The organism is Methylotenera sp., from assembly GCF_029945705.1.
In the GTDB taxonomy this organism is placed as follows: domain Bacteria; phylum Pseudomonadota; class Gammaproteobacteria; order Burkholderiales; family Methylophilaceae; genus Methylotenera.
The window spans coordinates 1-21,213 of record NZ_JAQSDC010000054.1; the positions used below are offsets into that span (position 1 = coordinate 1).

The 21,213-nt window shown below is 43.3% G+C and carries 25 protein-coding genes; 19 read left to right on the forward strand and 6 right to left on the reverse strand.

All coding sequences use genetic code 11. The features are described from left to right. Positions 1 to 131 precede the first annotated feature (131 nt). Complete coding sequence (locus PSU78_RS11875; RefSeq protein WP_300388266.1) at positions 132 to 533, forward strand: DoxX family protein; 402 nt, start codon at positions 132 to 134, stop codon at positions 531 to 533. Between the two features lie 14 nt (positions 534 to 547). Here PSU78_RS11875 and PSU78_RS11880 read toward each other — a convergent pair whose 3' ends face one another. Beyond that, a complete protein-coding gene (locus PSU78_RS11880; RefSeq protein ID WP_300388268.1) occupies positions 548 to 2,464 on the reverse strand; it encodes a U32 family peptidase in 1,917 nt (638 codons plus the stop codon). 108 nt (positions 2,465 to 2,572) lie between these two features. Here PSU78_RS11880 and PSU78_RS11885 point away from each other — a divergent pair, with 108 nt between their 5' ends. The 8 genes from PSU78_RS11885 (at position 2,573) to PSU78_RS11920 (ending at position 8,249) form a co-directional block, all read left to right on the forward strand. Further along, positions 2,573 to 2,854 carry a hypothetical protein gene (locus tag PSU78_RS11885; RefSeq protein ID WP_300388270.1) on the forward strand — a complete coding sequence of 94 codons (282 nt, stop codon included), beginning with the start codon at positions 2,573 to 2,575 and terminating at the stop codon, positions 2,852 to 2,854. A 14-nt stretch (positions 2,855 to 2,868) separates the two neighbouring features. Next, positions 2,869 to 3,162, forward strand: a complete 294-nt coding sequence (locus PSU78_RS11890) for a type II toxin-antitoxin system RelE/ParE family toxin (protein WP_300388272.1) — start codon at positions 2,869 to 2,871, stop codon at positions 3,160 to 3,162. Positions 3,163 to 3,182: 20 nt separating this feature from the next. Beyond that, positions 3,183 to 4,001, forward strand: coding sequence for a hypothetical protein (locus tag PSU78_RS11895; RefSeq protein ID WP_300388274.1), 819 nt, complete (start codon positions 3,183 to 3,185; stop codon positions 3,999 to 4,001). Continuing rightward, complete coding sequence (gene bioA / locus PSU78_RS11900) at positions 4,001 to 5,332, forward strand: adenosylmethionine--8-amino-7-oxononanoate transaminase (protein WP_300388275.1); 1,332 nt, start codon at positions 4,001 to 4,003, stop codon at positions 5,330 to 5,332. Before PSU78_RS11895 ends, bioA begins: the two co-directional genes overlap by 1 nt. Then, positions 5,320 to 6,789, forward strand: coding sequence for a D-alanyl-D-alanine carboxypeptidase/D-alanyl-D-alanine-endopeptidase (gene dacB, locus PSU78_RS11905; protein WP_300388277.1), 1,470 nt, complete (start codon positions 5,320 to 5,322; stop codon positions 6,787 to 6,789). Before bioA ends, dacB begins: the two co-directional genes overlap by 13 nt. 75 nt (positions 6,790 to 6,864) lie before the next feature. Further along, positions 6,865 to 7,359, forward strand: coding sequence for an FKBP-type peptidyl-prolyl cis-trans isomerase (locus PSU78_RS11910; RefSeq protein ID WP_300388279.1), 495 nt, complete (start codon positions 6,865 to 6,867; stop codon positions 7,357 to 7,359). Positions 7,360 to 7,417: 58 nt separating this feature from the next. Then, entirely contained in the window at positions 7,418 to 7,849 is a 432-nt protein-coding gene (locus tag PSU78_RS11915) for an OsmC family protein (protein WP_300388281.1), read from the forward strand. Beyond that, positions 7,836 to 8,249 (forward strand): VOC family protein, encoded by a 414-nt coding sequence (locus PSU78_RS11920; protein WP_300388283.1) that lies wholly within the window; start codon positions 7,836 to 7,838, stop codon positions 8,247 to 8,249. Before PSU78_RS11915 ends, PSU78_RS11920 begins: the two co-directional genes overlap by 14 nt. Positions 8,250 to 8,258: 9 nt before the next feature. On the opposite strand, the gene PSU78_RS11925 is transcribed toward PSU78_RS11920, so the two are convergent. The 4 genes from PSU78_RS11925 to PSU78_RS11940 form a co-directional block, all read right to left on the reverse strand. Continuing rightward, positions 8,259 to 8,576: a DUF2322 family protein gene (locus tag PSU78_RS11925; protein ID WP_300388285.1), complete on the reverse strand. Its 318-nt coding sequence runs from the start codon at positions 8,574 to 8,576 to the stop codon at positions 8,259 to 8,261. Positions 8,577 to 8,591: 15 nt separating this feature from the next. After that, a complete protein-coding gene (coq7, locus tag PSU78_RS11930; RefSeq protein WP_300388287.1) occupies positions 8,592 to 9,221 on the reverse strand; it encodes a 2-polyprenyl-3-methyl-6-methoxy-1,4-benzoquinone monooxygenase in 630 nt (209 codons plus the stop codon). A 15-nt stretch (positions 9,222 to 9,236) separates the two neighbouring features. Beyond that, positions 9,237 to 10,418: a (Fe-S)-binding protein gene (locus PSU78_RS11935; RefSeq protein WP_300388289.1), complete on the reverse strand. Its 1,182-nt coding sequence runs from the start codon at positions 10,416 to 10,418 to the stop codon at positions 9,237 to 9,239. A 138-nt stretch (positions 10,419 to 10,556) separates the two neighbouring features. Beyond that, positions 10,557 to 12,089 carry a S41 family peptidase gene (locus PSU78_RS11940; protein WP_300388291.1) on the reverse strand — a complete coding sequence of 511 codons (1,533 nt, stop codon included), beginning with the start codon at positions 12,087 to 12,089 and terminating at the stop codon, positions 10,557 to 10,559. Between the two features lie 147 nt (positions 12,090 to 12,236). Here PSU78_RS11940 and PSU78_RS11945 point away from each other — a divergent pair, with 147 nt between their 5' ends. Then, complete coding sequence (locus tag PSU78_RS11945; RefSeq protein WP_300388292.1) at positions 12,237 to 12,530, forward strand: SelT/SelW/SelH family protein; 294 nt, start codon at positions 12,237 to 12,239, stop codon at positions 12,528 to 12,530. Between the two features lie 27 nt (positions 12,531 to 12,557). Here PSU78_RS11945 and PSU78_RS11950 read toward each other — a convergent pair whose 3' ends face one another. Then, on the reverse strand, positions 12,558 to 13,130 hold the full coding sequence (locus tag PSU78_RS11950; RefSeq protein ID WP_300388294.1) for a C40 family peptidase: 573 nt from the start codon (positions 13,128 to 13,130) through the stop codon (positions 12,558 to 12,560). Between the two features lie 149 nt (positions 13,131 to 13,279). Here PSU78_RS11950 and PSU78_RS11955 point away from each other — a divergent pair, with 149 nt between their 5' ends. The 9 genes from PSU78_RS11955 to PSU78_RS11995 all read left to right on the forward strand — a co-directional run bounded on the left by PSU78_RS11955 (position 13,280) and on the right by PSU78_RS11995 (position 21,205). Next, entirely contained in the window at positions 13,280 to 15,217 is a 1,938-nt protein-coding gene (locus tag PSU78_RS11955; RefSeq protein ID WP_300388296.1) for an ATP-dependent DNA helicase, read from the forward strand. A 130-nt stretch (positions 15,218 to 15,347) separates the two neighbouring features. Further along, the gene (gene ccmA / locus PSU78_RS11960; RefSeq protein ID WP_300388297.1) at positions 15,348 to 15,965 is read left to right on the forward strand and encodes a cytochrome c biogenesis heme-transporting ATPase CcmA; all 618 of its coding nucleotides are present in this window, start codon (positions 15,348 to 15,350) and stop codon (positions 15,963 to 15,965) included. Further along, positions 15,962 to 16,630 carry a heme exporter protein CcmB gene (ccmB, locus tag PSU78_RS11965; RefSeq protein WP_300388299.1) on the forward strand — a complete coding sequence of 223 codons (669 nt, stop codon included), beginning with the start codon at positions 15,962 to 15,964 and terminating at the stop codon, positions 16,628 to 16,630. Before ccmA ends, ccmB begins: the two co-directional genes overlap by 4 nt. A gap of 101 nt (positions 16,631 to 16,731) precedes the next feature. Continuing rightward, on the forward strand, positions 16,732 to 17,481 hold the full coding sequence (ccmC, locus tag PSU78_RS11970) for a heme ABC transporter permease CcmC (RefSeq protein ID WP_300388301.1): 750 nt from the start codon (positions 16,732 to 16,734) through the stop codon (positions 17,479 to 17,481). After that, positions 17,481 to 17,645: a heme exporter protein CcmD gene (ccmD, locus tag PSU78_RS11975; RefSeq protein WP_013147144.1), complete on the forward strand. Its 165-nt coding sequence runs from the start codon at positions 17,481 to 17,483 to the stop codon at positions 17,643 to 17,645. Before ccmC ends, ccmD begins: the two co-directional genes overlap by 1 nt. Before the next feature lie 7 nt (positions 17,646 to 17,652). Continuing rightward, positions 17,653 to 18,105 (forward strand): cytochrome c maturation protein CcmE, encoded by a 453-nt coding sequence (gene ccmE / locus PSU78_RS11980; RefSeq protein ID WP_300388423.1) that lies wholly within the window; start codon positions 17,653 to 17,655, stop codon positions 18,103 to 18,105. 132 nt (positions 18,106 to 18,237) lie between these two features. Beyond that, positions 18,238 to 20,220: a heme lyase CcmF/NrfE family subunit gene (locus PSU78_RS11985; protein WP_300388305.1), complete on the forward strand. Its 1,983-nt coding sequence runs from the start codon at positions 18,238 to 18,240 to the stop codon at positions 20,218 to 20,220. Next, complete coding sequence (locus tag PSU78_RS11990) at positions 20,217 to 20,744, forward strand: DsbE family thiol:disulfide interchange protein (protein WP_300388307.1); 528 nt, start codon at positions 20,217 to 20,219, stop codon at positions 20,742 to 20,744. Before PSU78_RS11985 ends, PSU78_RS11990 begins: the two co-directional genes overlap by 4 nt. Beyond that, positions 20,744 to 21,205, forward strand: coding sequence for a cytochrome c-type biogenesis protein (locus PSU78_RS11995; protein WP_300388309.1), 462 nt, complete (start codon positions 20,744 to 20,746; stop codon positions 21,203 to 21,205). The genes PSU78_RS11990 and PSU78_RS11995 overlap by 1 nt, the downstream gene beginning before the upstream one ends. Positions 21,206 to 21,213 lie beyond the last annotated feature (8 nt).

The following is a 21,213-nucleotide window of genomic DNA, read 5'->3' on the forward strand; positions in this document are numbered from 1 at the left end:
GCTCTTTCTCATGCCATCCTTATAACATTTTATGTGTTATCTAGGACAGCCCCAATTTTTTATAATACTTTGGTTATAAATACTAAGTTTAAAGTTATATTTTCACGTTCTGTATACCAAGAAAGGTTTATATGTTTAATAGTCAATTTTGCAGTAAATGGGCGCCTTGTATTTTAGGCTTACTTCGCATTGTCACTGGCTTCCTTTTCCTACAACATGGTTCTGCAAAACTATTAGGTATGCCGCATGTTGCTATGTTTGACGGTTTACAGCTCGTGTCTTTAATGGGGCTTGCGGGCGTACTTGAGTTAGTGGGCGGCACATTGGTGATGATTGGTTTGTTTACTCGACCAGCCGCTTTTATTTTATCTGGTCAAATGGCTGTGGCTTATTTTATGGCACATGCACCAGGTGGATTCTTACCCATCTTAAATCAGGGCGAGCTAGCGGTCATGTTTAGCTTTGTGTTTTTGTATTTCAGTGTGGCAGGCGCAGGTTCATTCAGCTTAGATTCGATGATCAAAAAATCTTAAATACAAATGCGCCATTAAGGCCTTTTCGCGTGAAACATCATCGTTTGTGGAGGCCCCATTTTTATCACTGGTTTACGAATGCTGCCCATCACGTGCATTTCACAGGGTTTGCAATCAAATTTTAGCGTGAACCTGTCATTGCCATTGATGAGTGTCATCGGTTCCGCCGTGACTGTGCCTTGCACGCCAATCACACCTTTGGCCTCTTTTGGGCAAAGACCGTGACTAAAACGTAAGCAGTGCTTGGTGATCATCAACGGCACTTCGCCTAGCTCTTTGTTCGCTTCATAGGCTGACGCAATCAGTTTTACGCCGTGCTTCTCGTAAAAAGTGCGCGCTTTTTGGTTGTAAACATTGGCTAAATAACTGAGCGTATCTTCTGGAAAAATTGCTGCTGGCACTGCGGCTGGTTTAAGTAGTGGGCGCACATAGGCAGCTTGTCGCACTTTCTGTAATTGTTCAATCGCATCGCGTCGTAAGTTGTTCACCACTGAGGCTGGTATGAACCAAGCTTGTGAGGTCTGTATATAAACTTCGGTTGCAGTAAAATCGGTATTACCCAGTTTGCTTAAGTTATCACGTAAGCTGGATTCGGCTTTCTCTAGGTTATCAGCAACTTGCTTCTCGGCAGTGCATTCTACTGTTGCGCTAAGACCTGCATCATCTGTCACGCTAAGTGTAAAGCCATCGCTGGTTTCAGCAAAAATCATTTGTAGCGCAATTTTTCGTATGGCTGAGTCTTTTTCTAGCAAGCGCATAAATGCATGGTCACGGTTTCGGTACACCGTCGTATTGTTTCTAATATCCACGGGCATTTCATTAGGATATAACTTTTTGCCATCCACCGTATTCACGCGCAAGCCAACTAGCTCTTTATGCACATCAAAAAAGCACACGCCATCGCCATTATGAAGTTGAGTGTCTGTTTCCACCTCAAAAAAATCTTTACCAACTTTGCTTACTTTGCCTAAAACCTCGCCCGAAAATTTAGGCGTATCGAATGCACCAATATCACCTTTGCGACCATTCACAAAATAGTCTGTCGCGCTGCGGTTAAAGGTTTTTTCAGGTTGCGGTGTAAATGTAAAAGTGCTGCTGCCAGCAGATGATTTTGCTAGTTCTGGCGATTCGTTAAGAATTTCATCCAGCATTTGGCGGTAATGTGCAGTAGCGTTTTTGACGTAAGGTAAATCTTTATAACGCCCCTCGATTTTGAACGAGCTGACTCCCGCATCTATTAAAGCCCGCAGGTTAGCGCTTTGGTCATTATCTTTCATGGAAAGATAATGTTTATCTTTGCCGATAATACGACCTTTTTGGTCTTCCAGCGTGAAAGGCAAACGGCACTCTTGCGAACATTCACCACGGTTAGCACTACGGCCAGTATGTGCGTGGCTAATAAAACACTGCCCGCTAAACGCTACACAGAGAGCGCCGTGAATGAAAAACTCTAAGTTGCAACTGGTTGCATCGGCAATTTGTTTAATCGTGCGTAAATCTAACTCGCGTGCTAAGACAATCTGCGAAAAGCCAACTTGGTCTAAAAACACGGCTTTTTCAACCGTACGAATATCAGTTTGCGTACTTGCATGTAGCTGAATCGGCGGTAAATCCATTTCCAACAAACCCATGTCTTGCACAATTAGGGCATCTACTTCAGCATCATAAAGTTGCTGAACTAATTCGCGTGCACCGACCAACTCGTTATCGTGAAAAATCGTATTCAACGCCACAAATACTTCGGCATGATAACGATGTGCATGTTTCACTAAACGCGCAATATCTGCCAGGGTATTTGGTGCTTTTGCCCGCGCCCCAAAAGCAGGGCCACCAATATATACTGCATCTGCACCATGATTAATGGCTTCAATGCCAAAATCAGCGTTTCTAGCGGGGGAAAGAAGCTCTAGGTGTTTGCGGGTTTTTTGCATATAAATACAGTTAAATCAAATAGATGCGTACTATAGCACATAATTCTTTGACAGGCTTGGAATAAGGTGTTACTTTGGTAGCACCTTTGTTGATGTTAGGAGTTAAAAATGGCAACGACCAGCTTAAAATTACCCGATAGTCTAAAAGACCGAATTTTTAAAATTGCTGAAGAAACAGGCAAATCTGCGCATGCGTTTATGGTGGAGGCTATTATTGAGCAAACCGAGCAAAAGGAAAAGTATCAAGCATTTGTAGCTCGCGCCTTAGAATCAAAACAAGATTTTGATGCCACAGGCATGGCTTATGATGCCGATGAGGTGAATGCGTATTTTCGTGCCAAAATCCAAGGAATAGCACTTGCAAAACCTCAAGCTAAAAAATACAAATAAATTGGGGAGTTTGCATGGCATCAATCAGCTATTCATCTGATTTTTTTGATGACTTATCTCGCCTGACGGATTTTTTAATGTTGCAAAATGTGGATGCTGCATTAAGCACATACGATATTGTAATGGACGGTATTAGACTTCTGAAAACGCATCCAGAAATCGGTAGGCCTTCATTGAAAGGTGGTTTGCGTGAACTGGTCATTTCACGTGGTAACACGGGCTATATTGCATTATATAGTTATGATGAGTTTCTTGATTTGGTGCATGTAGTCAGTATTTGGCACCAGAGAGAAACTAATATCAATTAAAATAAATTAGAAAGAATCAATTGATAAAAAAAATAATCGTCTATGGTTTTTTGATATTTATAACTTATGTCGGCTTAAAATATTATTCAGCTTATACATTAGCCATTAAATTGCCTAGTTGCGCTGATATGCAAAAGTTTAAGCAGTTTGATTCAAGTGAAAAAAACTCCATAAAGCGTGAGGACTACTTGTTGATGGCTAAAACTTATCGTTGCCTAGAGACAAAGCAAAATTTCTTAGAAAAGTGGTATTTTAGCTTTCCTAAAGAATGGTCTAATCCATCTCGGCAATATGTTGATCCTCCCTTTACTGAAGCAGAGTTGAACGCAAATACCACAGCTATAGATGCTGATATAAAAAAGGACGGACAACATCTTGCGCGAATATTCTCATCTGATTTTGTCAGTGAAACTACTCAGATGCTCCCCGACGCTAACTTCACCGTATCTGACAGTGAAGAACGTAAAATTAGCGTTCAACACACAATCGTCGCAGTTAAAAAACTAATAGAAAATTTAAGAAACTTTAATCCTGACTCTACTGAGGTGATGATCTTAAAAACACGGCTCGTATATTCATTAGACCAGTTAAAGTTAGCTTATGAAGACGGACTTGGTCTTTATGAAAAGGCAAGTGTTTCAATGGCGGAAGGTGAAGCTCTTCTTGCAAAGCCGCAAAGTGAGCTTAAATTACATCGAGATGAATTGCTACGATTAAAGTATGAAATGAATGACTATGAGCTTAAATTTAGAAGCATTCAATTAAAAGTGAGTGAAATTGAAAAAGATTTAACTCAAGCGGCAGATGAACTTAATCGTCTATTACAGGTGAATCAATAGTGAAAAATTTAACACTACTTCACCGCTCGCTCAAGTCCGTTTGGCATCCTTGCACGCAGATGAAGCAACACGAGACTTATCCGCTTATTCCAATTCAGCGTGGAGATGGCGTGTGGTTATACGATGCAGACGGAAAACGTTATTTAGACACGGTCAGTTCGTGGTGGGTGAATTTGTTTGGGCATAACAACCCACGTATTAAAGATGCGATTAAGTTACAGCTGGATACGCTTGAGCATGTGATGCTGGCAGGCTTTACGCATGAGCCAGTGGTTGAGCTTTCAGAGAAGCTTGCAAAATTAACAGGATTAGGCCACGCGTTTTACGGTAGCGATGGCGCTAGTGCCACTGAAATTGCGTTGAAGATGAGTTTCCATTATTGGCGGAATATTGGGAGGATAAATAAAACCAAATTTATCAGCCTGCAAAATAGTTATCACGGCGAGACGTTGGGTGCTTTATCAGTCACGGACGTAGCAATTTTTAAAGATACTTACGCGCCGCTATTAATGCAATCTGCCCAAATGCCAAGCCCAGATTTTAGATTGGCAGAAGCGGGTGAGGATGCAGAAGCATTTGCCTTGCGTTGCGCGCGAGCTTTAGAAAACCATGTCGCAGCGCATCATGCCGAATTGGCAGCCTTTATTATTGAACCTTTGGTTCAGTGTGCCGCGGGTATGGGCATGTATCATCCAACGTATTTGCGTCGCGTGCGTGAGATATGCAATGAGTACGACGTGCATTTAATTGCTGATGAAATTGCGGTGGGTTTTGGCCGCACTGGGACTATGTTTGCTTGCGAGCAAGCCGCTGTTGCGGTGAGCGATATAGCCGATTTTATTTGCCTATCTAAAGGTATTACAGGTGGTTATTTGGCTTTATCGGCCGTACTTACCACAGATAAAGTCTATCAAGCTTTTTATGATGACAGCACCGTGCGGGGGTTTTTACATAGCCATAGTTACACGGGAAATCCATTAGCTTGCAGTGCGGCGTTGGCAACCTTGGCGATATTTGAAGCTGACAATATTGTACAAAGCAACCAAGAAAAATCTAAGTTGATACAAGCTAAAATGCAAGTGCTTACTGACCTGCCAATTAAGCACTTACGTACTCCTGGCTTAAAAAACACAGGCATGATATTTGCGTTTGATGTCGATACGCAAAATGCGCAGTTCGCTAAACAGTGCTATCAAGCGGCCGTGCAACATGAGCTGCTTTTACGCCCAATTGAAAATACGGTGTACTGGATGCCGCCTTACACAATTAGCGAAGATGAAATTGATTTTATGGTGAATGCTACTTTAGAGGCGGTTAAATGTTCTTTGTAATAGATTTGTTAAAGGGTTTATTGAGCCTGACTTGCAAGTCGAGTGGACAGTTTAAAAGCTTACCTAAAGTAACGCTGGTATTGCTATTGCTTAGTTTTACTGCCCATGCCGAGCTCCCTAGTACCGTTGCAGATGCGCTTAAAGCTGCAGGTATTCCAGCAAAAAATGTAGCAGTCTATGTGCAGTCAGTTGAAAGCAATAGCCCAGCACTTAGCCATAATGCCGATAAAAGTATGAATCCTGCATCAGTGATGAAATTGGTCACCACCAATGCAGCACTTGATTTGCTAACGCCTGCCTACCGTTGGAAAACGGAAGTGTATCGCGACAGCGATGTGGTTAACGGTGTACTTCAAGGCAACTTAATAATTAAGGGTTATGGCGACCCTAGTTTTAAAGCGCAAGACTTTTGGCGCATGTTAATGAGTGTGCAGCAAGCTGGTATTAAAGAAATCAAAGGCGATTTAATTATTGATACAAGCTATTTTATAAAAAATATCGCCAATAAAAAAGCGTTTGATGATGAAACTTGGCGTGCCTATAACGCCGAACCTAGCGCTTTTTTAGTGAATGGTCGTAGCACTAGCTTTAAGTTTAACGCGACCGATACTAGTGTGAATATTAACCAAGAGTTTGAATTAAACGAAATTCAAATTGTGAATAATATGAAGCTAGTGCAGGGTCCTTGTGGGGAATGGCGCAGCCGATTTGGCTATGTTGTTAAGCCTAATGCAAGTGGCGCGACAGTCACTTTTAGCGGGACATTTTCACCAGACTGCGGTGAGCGATATTTGGAGTTAAGTGTATTTGATGATGAAAAGTATGCTTTTTATACTTTTAAAAAACTATGGAAAGAGTTAGGTGGTAAGTTTAGTGGGCAGTTAAAAATACAAGACACTCCAATGAGTGCAGTGAAGGTATTAGAGCAGCTTTCTGACCCATTAGCTTATGTAGTTCGAGACATTAATAAATGGAGCAATAACTTGATGGCACGCCAGTTACTGCTCACATTGGCCGCAGAGAAGCTGACTGCGCCAGCAACTGAATTGAATGGCGCAGCTGTGCTCAAAAACTGGCTTGCCGATAAAGGTAGTAAGTTTGATGAACTGGTCATTGAGAATGGCTCAGGACTTTCTCGCATAGAACGCATTAGTGCAGAGCATCTCGGTAAAATGCTGGTCAGTACTTACAATAGCCCAGTGATGCCAGAATTCATGGCGTCGTTACCAATACTGGCGCTCGATGGTACGGTAAAGAAGCGTCTAAACGATAGCCAATCAAACGGTAGGGCTCATCTTAAAACTGGCTCTCTAGATGGGGTGAGTGCTATTGCTGGCTATGTATTAGATGCGAATAATCATCGCCATGTGTTAGTGATGCTTGTTAACCACCCCAAAGCATCAGCAAGTAGAAATGCGCAAGACGCCTTGATTGAATGGGTGCATCAGCAGCCTTAATGCATGAACTTAGTTAAGTTTGCGGTATCATATCGCTAAGTTTATTTAAGCTAATTTTAACTTTAAGGTTACATAATGAAATTATTCAATCTTTTGCTTGCAAGTGTATGTGTGCTTTCACTTGGCGCTTGTAAAGCGCAATCAACAGAACCCAAAACATCAACTCAGGAAGCTACAACTCAAAGCGCTTCTACAAAAGGAACCCCAGCAATGACTGCAAAAATTACAGATTTACAAAAAATTGATACACAAGTTGGTACAGGCCGTGAAGCTGAACCAGGCTTTAACGTAACCGTACATTACACAGGTTGGTTATACGACGAAGCGGCAGAAGGTCACAAAGGCAAAAAGTTTGATAGCAGCTTAGATCGTAAACAACCTTTTGTATTTTTCTTAGGCGGTGGCCAAGTGATTCAAGGTTGGGATGAAGGTTTTGCTGGTATGAAAATTGGTGGCAAACGCACTTTAGTGATTCCATCAGAGATGGGTTATGGCGCGCGTGGTGCTGGTGGCGCAATTCCTCCAAATGCGGACTTAATTTTTGATGTTGAATTGCTAGACGTTAAATAAATTGGCTTTTAAATAATATTGTAGGTGTGATGTGAATTTCACATCTACAGGAGAAAAAATGCACGCAACAATTAAATGGATAGACGGCGTTAGTTTTGTCGGCGAGTCAGAAACTGGTCATGCCGTTGTGCTGGATGGCGCACCTGAGAATGGTGGACGCAATATTGGTATGCGCCCTATGGAAATGTTGTTAATTGGCATGGGTGCTTGCACATCGTTTGATGTAGTCGCTATTCTTAAAAAAGCGCGTCAACCAATTACAGCTTGCGTGGCCGAAATTGACGCAACGCGTGCTGATGAGATTCCAAAAGTGTTCACTAAAATCCACGTACACTTTGTGGTGACTGGCGATAATTTGAACGAAACTCAAGTAGAGCGTGCCGTAAAACTATCCGCTGAAAAATATTGCTCAGCTTCAATCATGTTGAGCAAGAGTGTAGAAATTACACATGATTTTGAAATAAGACCTACAGCATATGCACAAGCCTGAAGCTAAAGTGCCAGGCGGAATGCTCGGTATCAGGCATGTGGCTTTGTTTGTAAAAGAATTAGAAGCTTGCGTCAATTTTTATGTCGATATTATGGGCATGCAGATAGAGTGGCAGCCAGATGCAGATAATGTTTATTTGACCAATCAAGGTGATGTTTTTGCTTTGCATCGTGTTGACTATGCACCGCAAGCACAACAACGGCTTGATCATATAGGCTTTGTGCTAAATTCTATTGAAGATGTAGATAGCTGGTACGATTATTTGGTGAAAAACGGTGTCAAAATTACTGAGCCGCCTAAGACACACCGAGATGGCGCGCGAGGTTTTTACTGTTTAGATGCGGTAGGGCATTTGCTAGAGCTGATCTACCATCCACCCATCAGCATGAAGTTTAGTTAAAACCTATATTTACTTCTCGGTCACCTTTACTGTAAGTGGCTGCTCGTCTTCCAGAAGATTCAGCAGTCTATCTACATTAGGGTGTTTTCCAGGGCAGTTTTCCGCATCGGCAGCATGCTCAGCAAATAAGCTTAAACCTTCTACTGCGGCATCTAGAGAAATTTCTCCATACATACGAAACAGGTGGTAATACACTTTTACCGAACCTTGGCTGCCAGGCTTATTTTCTAAGGTACCTGCGGAACTGCCATCGCTGTTAAAAAGCTCAATACGTTGCACATGCGAGGCATCGTCTAGCGTTTGTAAAACGTCACTGAATTTTTGCATTGAATACTTACCTTCTTATAAATAATAACTTGATGATGTCATCAATTTTGAAACTTTTTGCATTAAAAACTTTACTGGAGCGGGAAGCTCTGCCGCGCCGAGCTGATTGGCTTCATTCGCATGTTTGGCTTCATCTTCTTGCATTTGTTCAATAATTTTACGCGTTTTCTGGTCTGCTTGTGGCAGTTTTTCAAGGTGGCTAGTTAAGTGTGCGCCTACTTGCTTTTCAGTTTCCTCCACAAAGCCTAAGCTCCATTTATCGCCTACTGCACCTGCAATCGCACCCAAACTAAACGAACCTAGATAAAACAAAGGATTGAGCAGACTTGTACGACCACCTAGTTGAGTGATTCGTGATTCGCACCAAGCTAGATGTTCGGTTTCCTCCTGCGCAGCATGTTTTAAAGCAGCGGTAGTTTCTGCACTTTTCGATGTTAATGATTGACCACTGTACAAGGCCTGCGCGCAGACTTCACCAGTATGGTTCACGCGCATTAGCGCACCAGCTTGTTTCTTTTCCGCCTCGGATAAATCCGCTTCGGCAATGTTTGCATCTGGGTGCGCACGAACGCTATGTGGCTTCGCAAGCAAGGTGCGTAGGCCAGTGTCGAGCTCAGTAATCAGTGTGTCAATTCTATTTATCATGATGATAGTTTACGCTCAAATTTCGTTAGAAGGCCTCATTTGTTTGGCAATTATCTGAATGGGGTGCATTACAGAAACGCTCAGATTTTTCTCACGCAAGCCATTTGCGATATGCAAGCTGCAACCGATGTTAGATGTAGCAAGTATCGCAACATTGCTTGCAGTAATCGCGTTTAGTTTGTCGTTCAGTAAGCTATTAGCCATTTCACTTTGAGTCAGCATGTAAGTACCTGCACCGCCACAGCATTGGCTATTACCTGCAAGTGCGGTGACTGTGGCATTAGGTATTTTTTTTAGTAAGCTATATACCGCCTGATGGCTTTTTTGTACGTTTCTTAATGTGCATGGGTCTTGCACATAAATTTCCTTGTGGAGCGGTTTTATATCAACATTAGACCAATCACACGCCATTAAGAATGCGCTGATGTCTTGGATTTTATGCGTAGGTAAATAATCATTGAGCCCAGCACCGCAACCGCTTGCGGTGGTTAAGATAAGTAAGCTGGTATTGAAGCTGCTCTGATTTTGTGCGACCAGCTTACTAGACTCTTCCGCGTCGCCCATTTGTCTTGCTATGCCGCCGCAACAAGTTTGCTGCGCTGGAATATGCACGTCATAGCCAAGTTGGTTCAGTACTTGAATGCTAGCTTGTAATGTCTGTGTATCAAGCGCATTGCCTGCGCAGCCTAAAAATAAGCTGACCGCACCTTTCTTCTCACTACTTGCTGGATTAAGACTTTTCCATGAAACGGGTTTTTCAACCCTTGGTAGTATCTTTGCTGCAGGATTGATGTGTTTGAGTGTGCTGGAAAGCCTGCACTTTTGCATTAACCAAATAATCCAAATAAATGTGTTGGTAAAAAAACGGTTTCGTATGAATAGCTTTGTAAGTGCTGTAAATGGACTATTTTTCGGAATGTAGAGTGCGCGGGTGGTGTCGACTAGCGCACCGTAATTGACGTTATTTGGGCAAGCAGACTCACAGCTACGGCAACTTAAACATAAATCGATATGTTCATTAAAACGGGTATTGTTTGGCAAAATTTCTTGTGCTACTGCGCGCATCAACTGAATGCGTCCACGTGGGGAATCAGCCTCCGAGCCAGTTTTTCTGTAAGTTGGGCAATGCGGCAAACATAAGCCACACGCTACGCAACGGTCAGCTTCTACAATCAATTCTTTTATAAATAAAGTCATACAGTTATTATAAGCCTTGCAATGAACGCTTGGGGCTAGCTAGCCTTAGAAAATATTTTAGAAAGCCTATTAAATAGCTATCGGGCATAAAAAATCCGCCTTCATCACAAAGGCGGATTGATTAAGTGTTAAAAACTATTATTTATCAGCAGGTGCATCCACTTTAGCTGCTTCGACTTTAGCAGGCGGAGCCACTACCACTGGTTTGCCTTTAAGGAAATTCATGGCCTGAGCAAACTGTAAATCTTCTTTACTTGTCGGCTCAATCGGACCAGCAGGTTCCGCATATTTTTTCTCATTTAATTTATCTTTAGCAGCCTCTTTTGCAGGAGTAGTTGCATCAGATTTTTTTGCTACGCCAGCTTGCGGATCTTTAGGGTTAGATAAGTGACCCGTTAGATCAGCTTCATGAATGTTATATGATTGGTCTGTACCATCATCAACAATGTAGTCAGGGTCGATACCTTTAGCCTGTATCGAACGACCTTTTGGTGTGAAGTAGCGTGCAGTCGTTAGTTTGATAGCTGCGCCGTTGTTCATTGGCATGATAGTTTGCACAGAACCTTTACCAAAACTTCTAATGCCAATGAGCGTTGCACGTTTATGATCTTGCAAGGCGCCCGCTACAATTTCGGAGGCTGAAGCAGAACCCGCGTTAATCAGCACTACCATAGGTACGGTTTTAAGGTCATCTGGTAAATCATTAATATAGTCGTTATCGGCGATTGCACGAGAGTAGCTTAATGGGTTGTTTGGATTTAGATTGTTTTTCTTCATGTAAGCACTAGTCGTGCTGCTACTTACGTAATTTTCAGCATTCACGGTTAACTTCATTTTAGAATCTGCCGCACGACCTTCCGTGTATACCACTAACGTATCTTTTGGTAAAAATGCTGCAGATACACCAACCGCGCCATTCAATAAACCGCCTGGATCGTTACGCAAATCTAAGACAAATCCTTTAAATGGGCCTTTGTTTTCATCGTGCATGGTTTTAATGGCTTTTGCTAAATCTTCGCCAGTATGCTCTTGGAACTGTGTTACGCGAGCGTAAGCATAACCAGGCTCAGTCATTTTGTATTTAACGCTTTTATTTTTGATAATGGCACGAACTAGCGTAAATGTAAGCGGTTTAGGCTCGTTTTTACGTAGAACAGTTAACACAATTGACGTATCTGGTTTGCCGCGCATGCGTTTTACCGCATCATTTAAGCTCAAACCTTTGACTGGCGTGTCATCTAACTTCATGATTAAGTCACCACTTTTGATGCCAGCAGCAAAAGCAGGTGAATCTTCGATAGGTGAAACCACTTTAACCAAGCCGTCTTCCATACCGACTTCAATACCCAGTCCGCCAAATTCACCTTGCGTTGCCGCTTGCATATCTTTAAATGCGTCAGGATCCATATAAGTAGAATGCGGATCTAAGCCTGTCAACATACCGCTGATGGCTTCTGAAATTAGTTTTTTATCTTCAACAGGTTCTACATAATCACTTTTGATTTTGCCAAATACTTCTGCAAACGCACGTAAGTCATCGATTGGAAATTGTTGTTTAGTCATTTTTTCAGCTACGGCTGAATATGTTAGACTAAGCATTAGGCCAAGGATTAAGCCTGAGCCTACTAAAGCAACTTTAGTAAAACCCTTATGTTTATTTTTAGCTTGCATTTAAGATTCCCACAAATTAATGACACAACGAGTTGTATGACAAACTGAGCTTTAATAGTTCCAAGTTTATCTAGCAACCACAACAATAATTAAACTTAACTTCAAAAACCAAACCCAAATTAAAGTATAACAGTAAGGACAGCTAAATTGGCTACGTACAACATTGAAATTACTTATTGCACACAATGCCGTTGGCTTTTACGTGCTGCTTGGTTGGCGCAAGAGTTATTGACAACATTTGAGCAGGATTTGACAGGGGTGACTTTAAAGCCAGGCACTAATGGTATTTTTGAAATTAGCTTAAATCAACAGCTGCTTTTTTCTCGCAAAGAGGCGGGTCGCTTTCCTGAGGCTAAAGAAGTTAAACAGTTGGTGCGAGATTGCATAGACCCAGAGCGGGATTTGGGCCACAGCGATAGACCAAAGCACATGGATACCTAGTTAAATGGATACTTAATTAAATTAGTCTTAATCAGCGGTTTTGATGTTTGCGGCGTCTTTGTCTGCATCAATACGTTGAGCGCCATTGTAGCGTTTGGCCCAGTAGTCTGCTTCTAAGTTCTCAACTCGCACTACACCACCACTGCGAGGTGAGTGAATAAAGCGATTATTGCCAACATAAATGCCTACGTGAGAAAAAGCAGATTTTAATGTATTAAAGAACACTAAGTCGCCTGGTTGCAAATCATTTTTGCGTACGGACTTACCTAATTGGCTCATTGCCAACGCTGAGCGTGGAAGACTTAAACTGGTGGCTTGCTTAAATACGTAACGCACAAAGCCGCTGCAATCAAAACCCGTATCTGGTGAATTGCCGCCATATTGATAACGGATGCCGCTTAGGCTGAGCGCGTTCATCAGCACTTCACTTGCGCGAGTAGACCATTTTTCCGGAACTTCACCTTCTGAACGTGCTGACAATGCGGCTTGTTCGTCAGTCGGCATTGGTTCATTGCCTGCAATAGTGTCAGCTGTCGCACACGAAGACGTGGCCAAAACCAACATTAGGCACAACATAAAATGACTGATAAATTTTTGCATGTGCGTTAATTATAAGAATTTAAACAAAAAAAGCAAATTAGCGCTGAATTAAAAACATTTTCCTTAAAATAAAACGCATCGTTAAGTGATGAGTTTAAGCATAAAACATCCCATCAAACTTTCTAAGTCGTGGGATAATCACAGCCCTTATGAGTGAACAATCCATACGCCAAGTTTTTGAAAAAGACGGTACTTTAGCTAAGCATATTGACGGCTATAGCGAACGGTCGCAGCAATTAGAAATGGCATTGGCGATTGGTGATGCGATTGAAAACAATACGCAACTAGTGGCTGAGGCTGGCACAGGTACAGGTAAAACTTTTGCTTATTTAGTGCCTGCTCTGCTCACAGGCGGAAAAGTCATTATTTCTACGGGTACTAAAAATCTACAAGATCAACTGTATAGCCGTGATTTGCCCAATGTGCGTGATGCACTCAAAGTGCCTGTCACTGTGGCGATGCTCAAAGGGCGCGCAAATTATGTGTGCCACTATCATCTTGAGCGCGCAGAGCAAGAAGGGCGCTTTGCCTCGCGTGAAGATGCCAAATATGTGCATGTGATTAAAACTTTTGCTGAAAATAGCAAAACTGGGGATAAGAGTGAGCTTAATTCGGTGCCAGAAAATGCCATGATCTGGGCGAGTGTGACCTCTACACGCGATAATTGTCTGGGCGGCGACTGCGCTTACTACAAAGAATGCTTTGTGATGGAGGCGCGTAAGAAAGCGCTAGAGGCTGATGTGGTGGTGGTTAATCATCACCTGTTTTTTGCGGATGTGATGTTGCGTGATGAAGGCGTTGCGGAGTTATTACCAAGTGCAAATACTGTGATTTTTGATGAGGCACATCAACTACCAGAGGTTGCAGGGCTATTTTTTGGTGAAGATGTTTCTACCAGTCAGTTGCTTGAACTGGCTCGGGATTGCACTACTGCATATTTGACGCTAGCTAAAGATTGTGCTGCGCTAGGCGATGCGATTCCTGTGCTGGAGAAGGCGGCTAAAGACTTTAGGTTAGTTTTCGCTTATGAAGGCTCGCGCTTACCAGTGCAAAAGGCTTTGGCGCTAAAAGGTTTCGAAGAGGCTTTTGACCATATGCAAAATCAATTGCGGATATTGGCGATGGTGCTTGAAACCCAAGCCGCACGAGACCCATTGCTAGAGAAATGTTGGCAACGAAGCGAGGCTTTGTGCGATTTATTTCGGCGTTGGAAGGCTGCGGAAAATAATAATTTGGTACGCTGGGTTGAGGTGTTTACTCACTCAGTGCAGCTACATGCCACGCCCTTGAGTGTGGCAGAAGGCTTTGGTAAACAGCTGAATGCTCAACCCCGCGCTTGGATTTTCACATCGGCGACATTGGCTGTCAAAAGCGACTTCAGTCACTATTTAGAGCGTATGGGTTTGCAGGATGCCAAAACGGGCTACTGGGAAAGCCCATTCAATTATCAAGAACAAGCTTTGTTTTATGTGCCTGCGGAGATGCCTGACCCCAATAGCCCGTCTTACACCGCCAGCGTAGTTGCCGCAGCACTACCTGTATTGCAAGCCAGTGGCGGCCGCGCTTTTGTGCTCTCGACTAGCTTACGTGCTATGCGAGAAATTCATGCTTTATTAAAAGAAGAGTTCGTAGAAAATGGCATAGAAAGCCCGTTACTGCTGCAAGGTGAAAGCTCACGTACCGAGTTATTGGACCGTTTTCGTAAGCTGGGTAACGCCGTGCTGGTTGGCTCGCAAAGCTTTTGGGAAGGTGTCGATGTACGCGGCGAAGCATTGAGTGTCGTGATTATTGATAAATTGCCGTTTGCTCCACCAGATGACCCCGTTTTATCTGCACGCGTGGATAAATTGAACGCGGAAGGTAAAAATGCTTTTATGGAATATCAATTGCCTTATTCTGTGATTACCTTAAAACAGGGCGCAGGTCGTTTGATCCGCGATGAAAATGACCGTGGTGTATTGATGATTTGCGATCCGCGATTAATTACTAAATCTTACGGAAAGCGTATTTGGCAAAGCTTGCCGCCATTCAAGCGCACTCGAGTGTTGGCCGATGTTCAGGCTTTTTTTGCCGATGCTGAGAATTAAATCCAGAGTTTGAGAGTCGAAACGCTGCTGCTGAGTTTTGGATGGCTAACTCATTGAGTGTTAGAATGGTGGCGAATACTTTATTTACGAAATTGGCGATACTTTTTAATATGTTAATGGCACAAGACTTATGTTAACTGTAGATGGTTTGGCCTGCTTACGCGGCGATCGCCTGCTGTTTAAAAATGTAGGGTTTGAGCTTAAAGCAGGCGGCTTGCTCTATGTGCTGGGTGAGAACGGTAGCGGCAAAAGTAGTTTACTGCGCATGCTATGCGGCTTATTGATGCCAGAGAAAGGAACAGTTTTCTGGAATAAACAAACAATCAAAAAAGAGTCTGAAAGTTTTTTGTCCAATTTGACTTACATCGGACATTTAAATGGCCTTAAAGATGACCTTACCGCACTAGAGAATTTAACGATGGGTGCACGTGCCGCAGGTAATGACGTATCAGAAGATAAAGCGTTGGCGGCATTAGCGGCCATTGGAATTGAGCGTTGTGCAAATTTGCCAGCACGCGTGCTATCGCAGGGACAGAAAAGACGAGTAACGCTTGCTAAGCTTTGGTTGGCAGAAGGTAAATTATGGATATTGGATGAACCCTTTGCTGCGTTAGATATTGCGTCAGTAAGTAAGCTTGCTGCAAAGTTAGCTGAGCATCTATCTAGTGGAGGAATGGCAATTCTCACCACTCATCAGGATGTCACAATTCATGCTCAGTCGGTACAAACGTTGAGGTTAAGTGAATGAACGGTGCATGGATGACCGTGCTGAGGCGCGATCTGTTACTGGCTTTCCGTAGACGTTCAGATGTTGCGACAACGCTTTTTTTCTTCTTGATTGTATCTAGCTTATTTCCGCTTGGTATTGGCCCCGAGCCTGCCGTGCTAAGCAGCATCGCACCAGGTGTTTTATGGGTGGCGGCATTATTGGCTGGCATGCTTTCGCTTACACGTTTATTTGCAGCCGATTTTGCAGATGGCAGTTTAGAGCAAATGTTACTCGCACCTCAGCCTCTAACCTTATTAGTGACGGCAAAGGTGCTAGCGCACTGGCTGGTTTGCGGCTTGCCAGTCGTCTTACTAGCGCCATTAATTGGCTTGCAGTATGCCCTGCCAAATGATGCATTATTCGTGCTCATTATTTCTTTATTATTAGGTACGCCGGCATTGAGTTTAATTGGCGCAATTGGCGCCGCGCTTACACTAGGCGTTCGGGGTAGTGGGTTGTTGGTGGCATTATTAGTGTTACCTTTATACATTCCAGTGTTGATTTTTGGTGCTGGCGCAGTTGCGGCAAGTCAGCATGGTATGAGCGCACAGGCGCATTTGTCATTATTAGCAGCCTGCTCTCTACTCTCGCTGGTGTTGGCGCCACTAGCTACAGCGGCTGCATTACGTATCTCTGTAGAATAATCCTTAGGTAGAATAAAGCTTAGAGTAGAGTAAAATATGTGCGACTTTAAAATACGGCAAGCCAAACAGCCACATTACAGAGCAATTTGAGCAAATAAATTATGAGCATTAATTGGTTTAAATATTCATCACCACAAGCTTTTTACCCGCTAGCAGGAAAAATGATTCCATGGTTTGCTTTGCTAGCCACAATTTTCGCTATCGCTGGTTTATATATTAGCTTTGCCGTTGCTCCTACTGATTTTCAGCAAGGTGAAGCCTACCGCATCATCTTTGTTCATGTGCCTGCAGCTTGGATGTCTATGGTGATTTATATTGTCATGGCAGGTTGGGCTGCGCTGGGGCTGGCGCTCAATGCGCGACTATCCGCCATGATGGCGCAGGCTTTAGCACCAACAGGCGCAATATTTACCTTACTGGCTTTGGTCACGGGTTCGCTTTGGGGCAAGCCTATGTGGGGTGCATGGTGGGTGTGGGATGCACGATTAACCTCTGAACTGATTTTACTGTTTTTGTATTTAGGCTTCATTGCTTTGCAGGCTTCGATTGATGATCCGCGTCGTGCTGATAGAGCGGGGGCTTTATTAGCGCTGGTTGGTGTGGTGAACGTGCCGATTATTTATTTTTCAGTGAAATGGTGGAATACCTTACATCAAGGCTCTAGCATCAATATGGGAGCGGCGCCAAAAATGGCAGCGACTATGTTGATGGGGATGCTACTCATGGCTTTAGCATTTTGGATGTATACCGTGGTCGTTGCTTTGATGCGCGTGCGCTGCATCATGCTAGAACGTGAGCGCGCATCCGATTGGGTTAAAGCGCTGTCAGTATCAGCAGGAGAAAAATCATAATGCAATGGGCAAGTTGGTCAGCGTTTTTTAATATGGGCGGCTACGCATTTTATGTGTGGTTTTCTTTTGGTTTAACGGCACTTTGTGTCGTTTGGGAAGTCATATCCCTGCGCAAACGAAGTAAAGCTGCATTACGGTTATCTAAAATTTTGGCACAAGGTTAATATGGCTATAAAAGCACGACATAAACGATTTATTTTGATAGCTATTGGTTTGGCCTTGTTAGGTTTAGCGGCAATGCTGATATTGAATGCTTTCCAAAGCAATATGGTATTTTTCTACACACCAACTCAGGTAGATAAGGGCGAAGTGCCACATGGTACAGGCTTTCGTATCGGTGGCTTAGTAGTAAAAGACAGTTTAAAGCGCCAAGATGATGGTTTAACCGTGCATTTTGCTATTACAGATACCGCCAAAACGGTGCCAGTCGTTTACAAAGGTGTTTTGCCAGATTTGTTTAAAGAAGGTAAAGGCGTGGTAGCACAAGGTAAAGTAGGCGCAGATGGTATATTTGTCGCCAGTGAGGTACTTGCAAAGCATGATGAAAACTACATGCCGCCAGAAGCTGCAGAAGCGCTAAAACGCGCTCAAGAACAAGGTAAAACGGTCGTGATGCCTAAGTAATATCACTGACAAAATATTCTCTAGCGGTATATAAATCGGCTTAAAAGCCGATTTATAACAAGCAGGCTTAAGTCATTATCAACATACTCACCATTCAATAAATATATAGATTAAATTCACTAAGGATATAACGTGATTCCTGAAATTGGCCATTTTTCTCTCATTCTTGCTTTGCTGGTGGCGCTCACGCTAGGTAGTCTGCCTATCATAGGGGCAGCTCGAGGCAACATTGTGTGGATGGGTTTAGCTAGGCCGCTTGCACGCGCGCAATTTTTGTTGATTGCATTCGCTTTCTTCTGTTTAGCCTATGCTTTCGCCACCAAAGACTATTCAGTCATGTATGTTGCCTCAAACTCAAATTCAAAACTACCTATCCAGTTTCGTATTGCAGCGGTGTGGGGTGGTCATGAAGGTTCATTATTACTTTGGGCGCTTATATTGAGTATTTGGTCAGTGGCTGTGAGTGCATTTTCTAAGCATCTACCAGATGATATGCGTGCGCGTATCTTAGGAGTCATGGGCTTAATCAGTGTTGGGTTCTTGCTGTTTATGTTGATGGTTTCAAATCCATTTGATCGCTTAATTCCAGCAGCTTTAGACGGCCGTGATTTAAATCCATTACTGCAAGATCCTGGCATGATTTTTCATCCACCTATGCTATACATGGGCTACGTTGGCTTCTCTGTGGCATTTGCCTTCGCTATTGCCGCCTTGCTTGGTGGTCAGTTGGATGCAGCCTGGGCGCGCTGGTCACGCCCTTGGACAACCATGGCTTGGGTATTCCTAACTTTGGGTATTATGGGCGGCAGTAACTGGGCGTATTACGAGCTTGGCTGGGGCGGATGGTGGTTTTGGGATGCGGTAGAAAATGCATCCTTCATGCCGTGGCTAGTTGGCACTGCGCTTATTCATTCGCTTGCGGTGACTGAAAAACGTGGTAGCTTTAAAGCTTGGACAGTACTACTTGCTATTTGCGCATTCTCTCTAAGTCTATTAGGAACATTCTTAGTACGTTCTGGTGTGCTCACTTCCGTGCATGCTTTTGCCACAGATCCAAGACGTGGTGTATTTATTCTAGCTTTTCTAGTGGTTGTGATTGGTGGCTCATTGGCATTATTTGCTTGGCGTGCACCAACCGTTGGTCGTGGTGGTAAGTTTGATGTGGTTTCCCGTGAGAGTTTTCTATTAGCGAATAATGTGTTACTAGCCGTTGCGGCAATGTCTGTATTGCTCGGCACGCTATACCCATTGTTTCTGGATGCGCTCAATTACGGCAAAATCTCTGTAGGTCCTCCTTATTTTGATGCAGTATTCGCGCCACTCATGACACCAGCATTATTCTTGATGGGCGTCGGTCCAATCGCAAGCTGGAAAAATGCATCATTACCAGAATTAGCTATGCGCTTACGTTGGGCTTTTGGCGTGAGTGTTGCCACAGCCATCATCTTGCCGTTATGGTTAGGTAATTTAACGCCGATGATCGGCTTAGGCTTGTTCTTAGCTTTTTGGATTATTGCGACCACATTTAATATGGTGCGCCATCGTTTACGTGGCACTGGACAATCTTTAGTTTCTCGCGTTAGAGCTGTTCCACGCGCTTGGTGGGGTATGGTGATTGCACATTTAGGAATTGCCGTGTTCACTATTGGCGTCACCATTGTCAAAGGTTTTGAATCAGAAACTGCGGTGCGTATGTTGCCCGGTGATGTTGCGCATTTAGCAGGTTTTGATTTTACCTTTAAAGGCGTAGAAGAAATACAAGGCCCAAATTACACCGCAAATAGAGGGCAACTTCTAGTGAGTAAAAACGGAGTTGAGCGCACAACTCTCAATACTGAAAAAAGACTATATACCGTTACCAACATGCCGATGACCGAGGCTGGTATTAGCCCCGCAGTGATTCATGACTTATACGCGTCACTCGGTGAGCCGCTCAGTGACGGTGCTTGGAGTATACGTATTTACCATAAACCAATGGTGGAATGGATATGGGTAGGCTGCATTCTAATGGGACTAGGTGGATTGTTAGCTTTATCCGATAGGCGCTATCGTATGAAAAAACGCAATAAAAATTCAAATAATGATGAGCTGCTAGAGCAAGAGGTGCCTGCATGAAACGCGCTTTAGTCCCGTTAGTTATTTTTCTGGTGGTGGTAGGGTTTCTTTTTAAGGGGTTGTTTTTAAACCCGAGAGAAGTGCCTTCGCCATTGGTAGGTAAGCCCGCGCCACAGTTTAATTTGGTGCGATTGGATGCGGCGGACAAAACATTTTCCCCAAAAGAAATGTTAGGCAAAGTTTGGCTGCTTAACGCATGGGCATCATGGTGTGCTGCCTGTAAAGATGAGCATCCACTGTTAGTAGAGTTATCAAAGTCAGACTTTGTGCCAATTATTGGTTTAGATTACAAAGATAATAATCAAGACGCACAAAAATGGTTAGATGAGGCGGGTAATCCTTATGCTATCAATGCGGTGGATGCGGATGGTCGTGTGGGGATTGATTATGGCGTGTATGGCGTACCAGAAACTTATGTGATTGATAAAAAGGGCAGCATTGCTTACAAGCAAATAGGCCCCATCACGATGGAAGCGCTGCGGGATAAAATTGTTCCATTAGTTAAACAATTGCAGGCTCAATAATGCTCAATAAACTATTAAATTTAGTAGCAGCTTGTTTTTTAATGCAGGCTTTAAACCTCAGTGCACAAGAAGCGCAGCCTATGCAAAATAATGCGGCGGTTGAAGTGCAAGTGCAGCGTTTATCTACTCAACTTCGTTGCTTGGTGTGCCAAAACCAGACATTGGCTGATTCACATGCCGCACTCGCACAAGATTTAGTGCAAGAGATTCGTGAAATGGCGGCTAAAGGCATGAGCGATCAAGAGATTATTGATTACTTGGTCGCCCGCTATGGTGATTTTGTGCGCTATCGCCCACCTCTTAAAGCGAGTACCGTTTTATTGTGGTTAGGGCCATTTGCCTTGCTATTAATTGGTGGGTTTGGATTATTTCTTCAATTGCGTAGACGTCAAACAATGGCCAGTGATGCGCCGTTGACTGCAGAAGAAACCCGTAAAGTACGCGAATTACTCAATAAGTAATTCATAAA

Excerpts from the sequence above, each read along its gene's own strand:
- PSU78_RS11925 (WP_300388285.1), bottom strand. The coding sequence starts at position 8,576 with ATGCAAAAATTCAGTGACGTTTTACAAACGCTAGACGATGCCTCGCAT.
- PSU78_RS11920 (WP_300388283.1), top strand. The coding sequence starts at position 7,836 with ATGCACAAGCCTGAAGCTAAAGTGCCAGGCGGAATGCTCGGTATCAGG.
- coq7 (WP_300388287.1), bottom strand. The coding sequence starts at position 9,221 with ATGATAAATAGAATTGACACACTGATTACTGAGCTCGACACTGGCCTA.
- dacB (WP_300388277.1), top strand. The coding sequence starts at position 5,320 with ATGTTCTTTGTAATAGATTTGTTAAAGGGTTTATTGAGCCTGACTTGC.
- ccmA (WP_300388297.1), top strand. The coding sequence starts at position 15,348 with ATGTTAACTGTAGATGGTTTGGCCTGCTTACGCGGCGATCGCCTGCTG.
- PSU78_RS11910 (WP_300388279.1), top strand. The coding sequence starts at position 6,865 with ATGAAATTATTCAATCTTTTGCTTGCAAGTGTATGTGTGCTTTCACTT.
- PSU78_RS11890 (WP_300388272.1), top strand. The coding sequence starts at position 2,869 with ATGGCATCAATCAGCTATTCATCTGATTTTTTTGATGACTTATCTCGC.
- PSU78_RS11880 (WP_300388268.1), bottom strand. The coding sequence starts at position 2,464 with ATGCAAAAAACCCGCAAACACCTAGAGCTTCTTTCCCCCGCTAGAAAC.
- PSU78_RS11875 (WP_300388266.1), top strand. The coding sequence starts at position 132 with ATGTTTAATAGTCAATTTTGCAGTAAATGGGCGCCTTGTATTTTAGGC.
- PSU78_RS11940 (WP_300388291.1), bottom strand. The coding sequence starts at position 12,089 with ATGCAAGCTAAAAATAAACATAAGGGTTTTACTAAAGTTGCTTTAGTA.
- PSU78_RS11990 (WP_300388307.1), top strand. The coding sequence starts at position 20,217 with ATGAAACGCGCTTTAGTCCCGTTAGTTATTTTTCTGGTGGTGGTAGGG.
- PSU78_RS11950 (WP_300388294.1), bottom strand. The coding sequence starts at position 13,130 with ATGCAAAAATTTATCAGTCATTTTATGTTGTGCCTAATGTTGGTTTTG.
- ccmD (WP_013147144.1), top strand. The coding sequence starts at position 17,481 with ATGCAATGGGCAAGTTGGTCAGCGTTTTTTAATATGGGCGGCTACGCA.
- ccmB (WP_300388299.1), top strand. The coding sequence starts at position 15,962 with ATGAACGGTGCATGGATGACCGTGCTGAGGCGCGATCTGTTACTGGCT.
- ccmC (WP_300388301.1), top strand. The coding sequence starts at position 16,732 with ATGAGCATTAATTGGTTTAAATATTCATCACCACAAGCTTTTTACCCG.
- PSU78_RS11935 (WP_300388289.1), bottom strand. The coding sequence starts at position 10,418 with ATGACTTTATTTATAAAAGAATTGATTGTAGAAGCTGACCGTTGCGTA.
- PSU78_RS11915 (WP_300388281.1), top strand. The coding sequence starts at position 7,418 with ATGCACGCAACAATTAAATGGATAGACGGCGTTAGTTTTGTCGGCGAG.
- PSU78_RS11995 (WP_300388309.1), top strand. The coding sequence starts at position 20,744 with ATGCTCAATAAACTATTAAATTTAGTAGCAGCTTGTTTTTTAATGCAG.
- PSU78_RS11955 (WP_300388296.1), top strand. The coding sequence starts at position 13,280 with ATGAGTGAACAATCCATACGCCAAGTTTTTGAAAAAGACGGTACTTTA.
- PSU78_RS11885 (WP_300388270.1), top strand. The coding sequence starts at position 2,573 with ATGGCAACGACCAGCTTAAAATTACCCGATAGTCTAAAAGACCGAATT.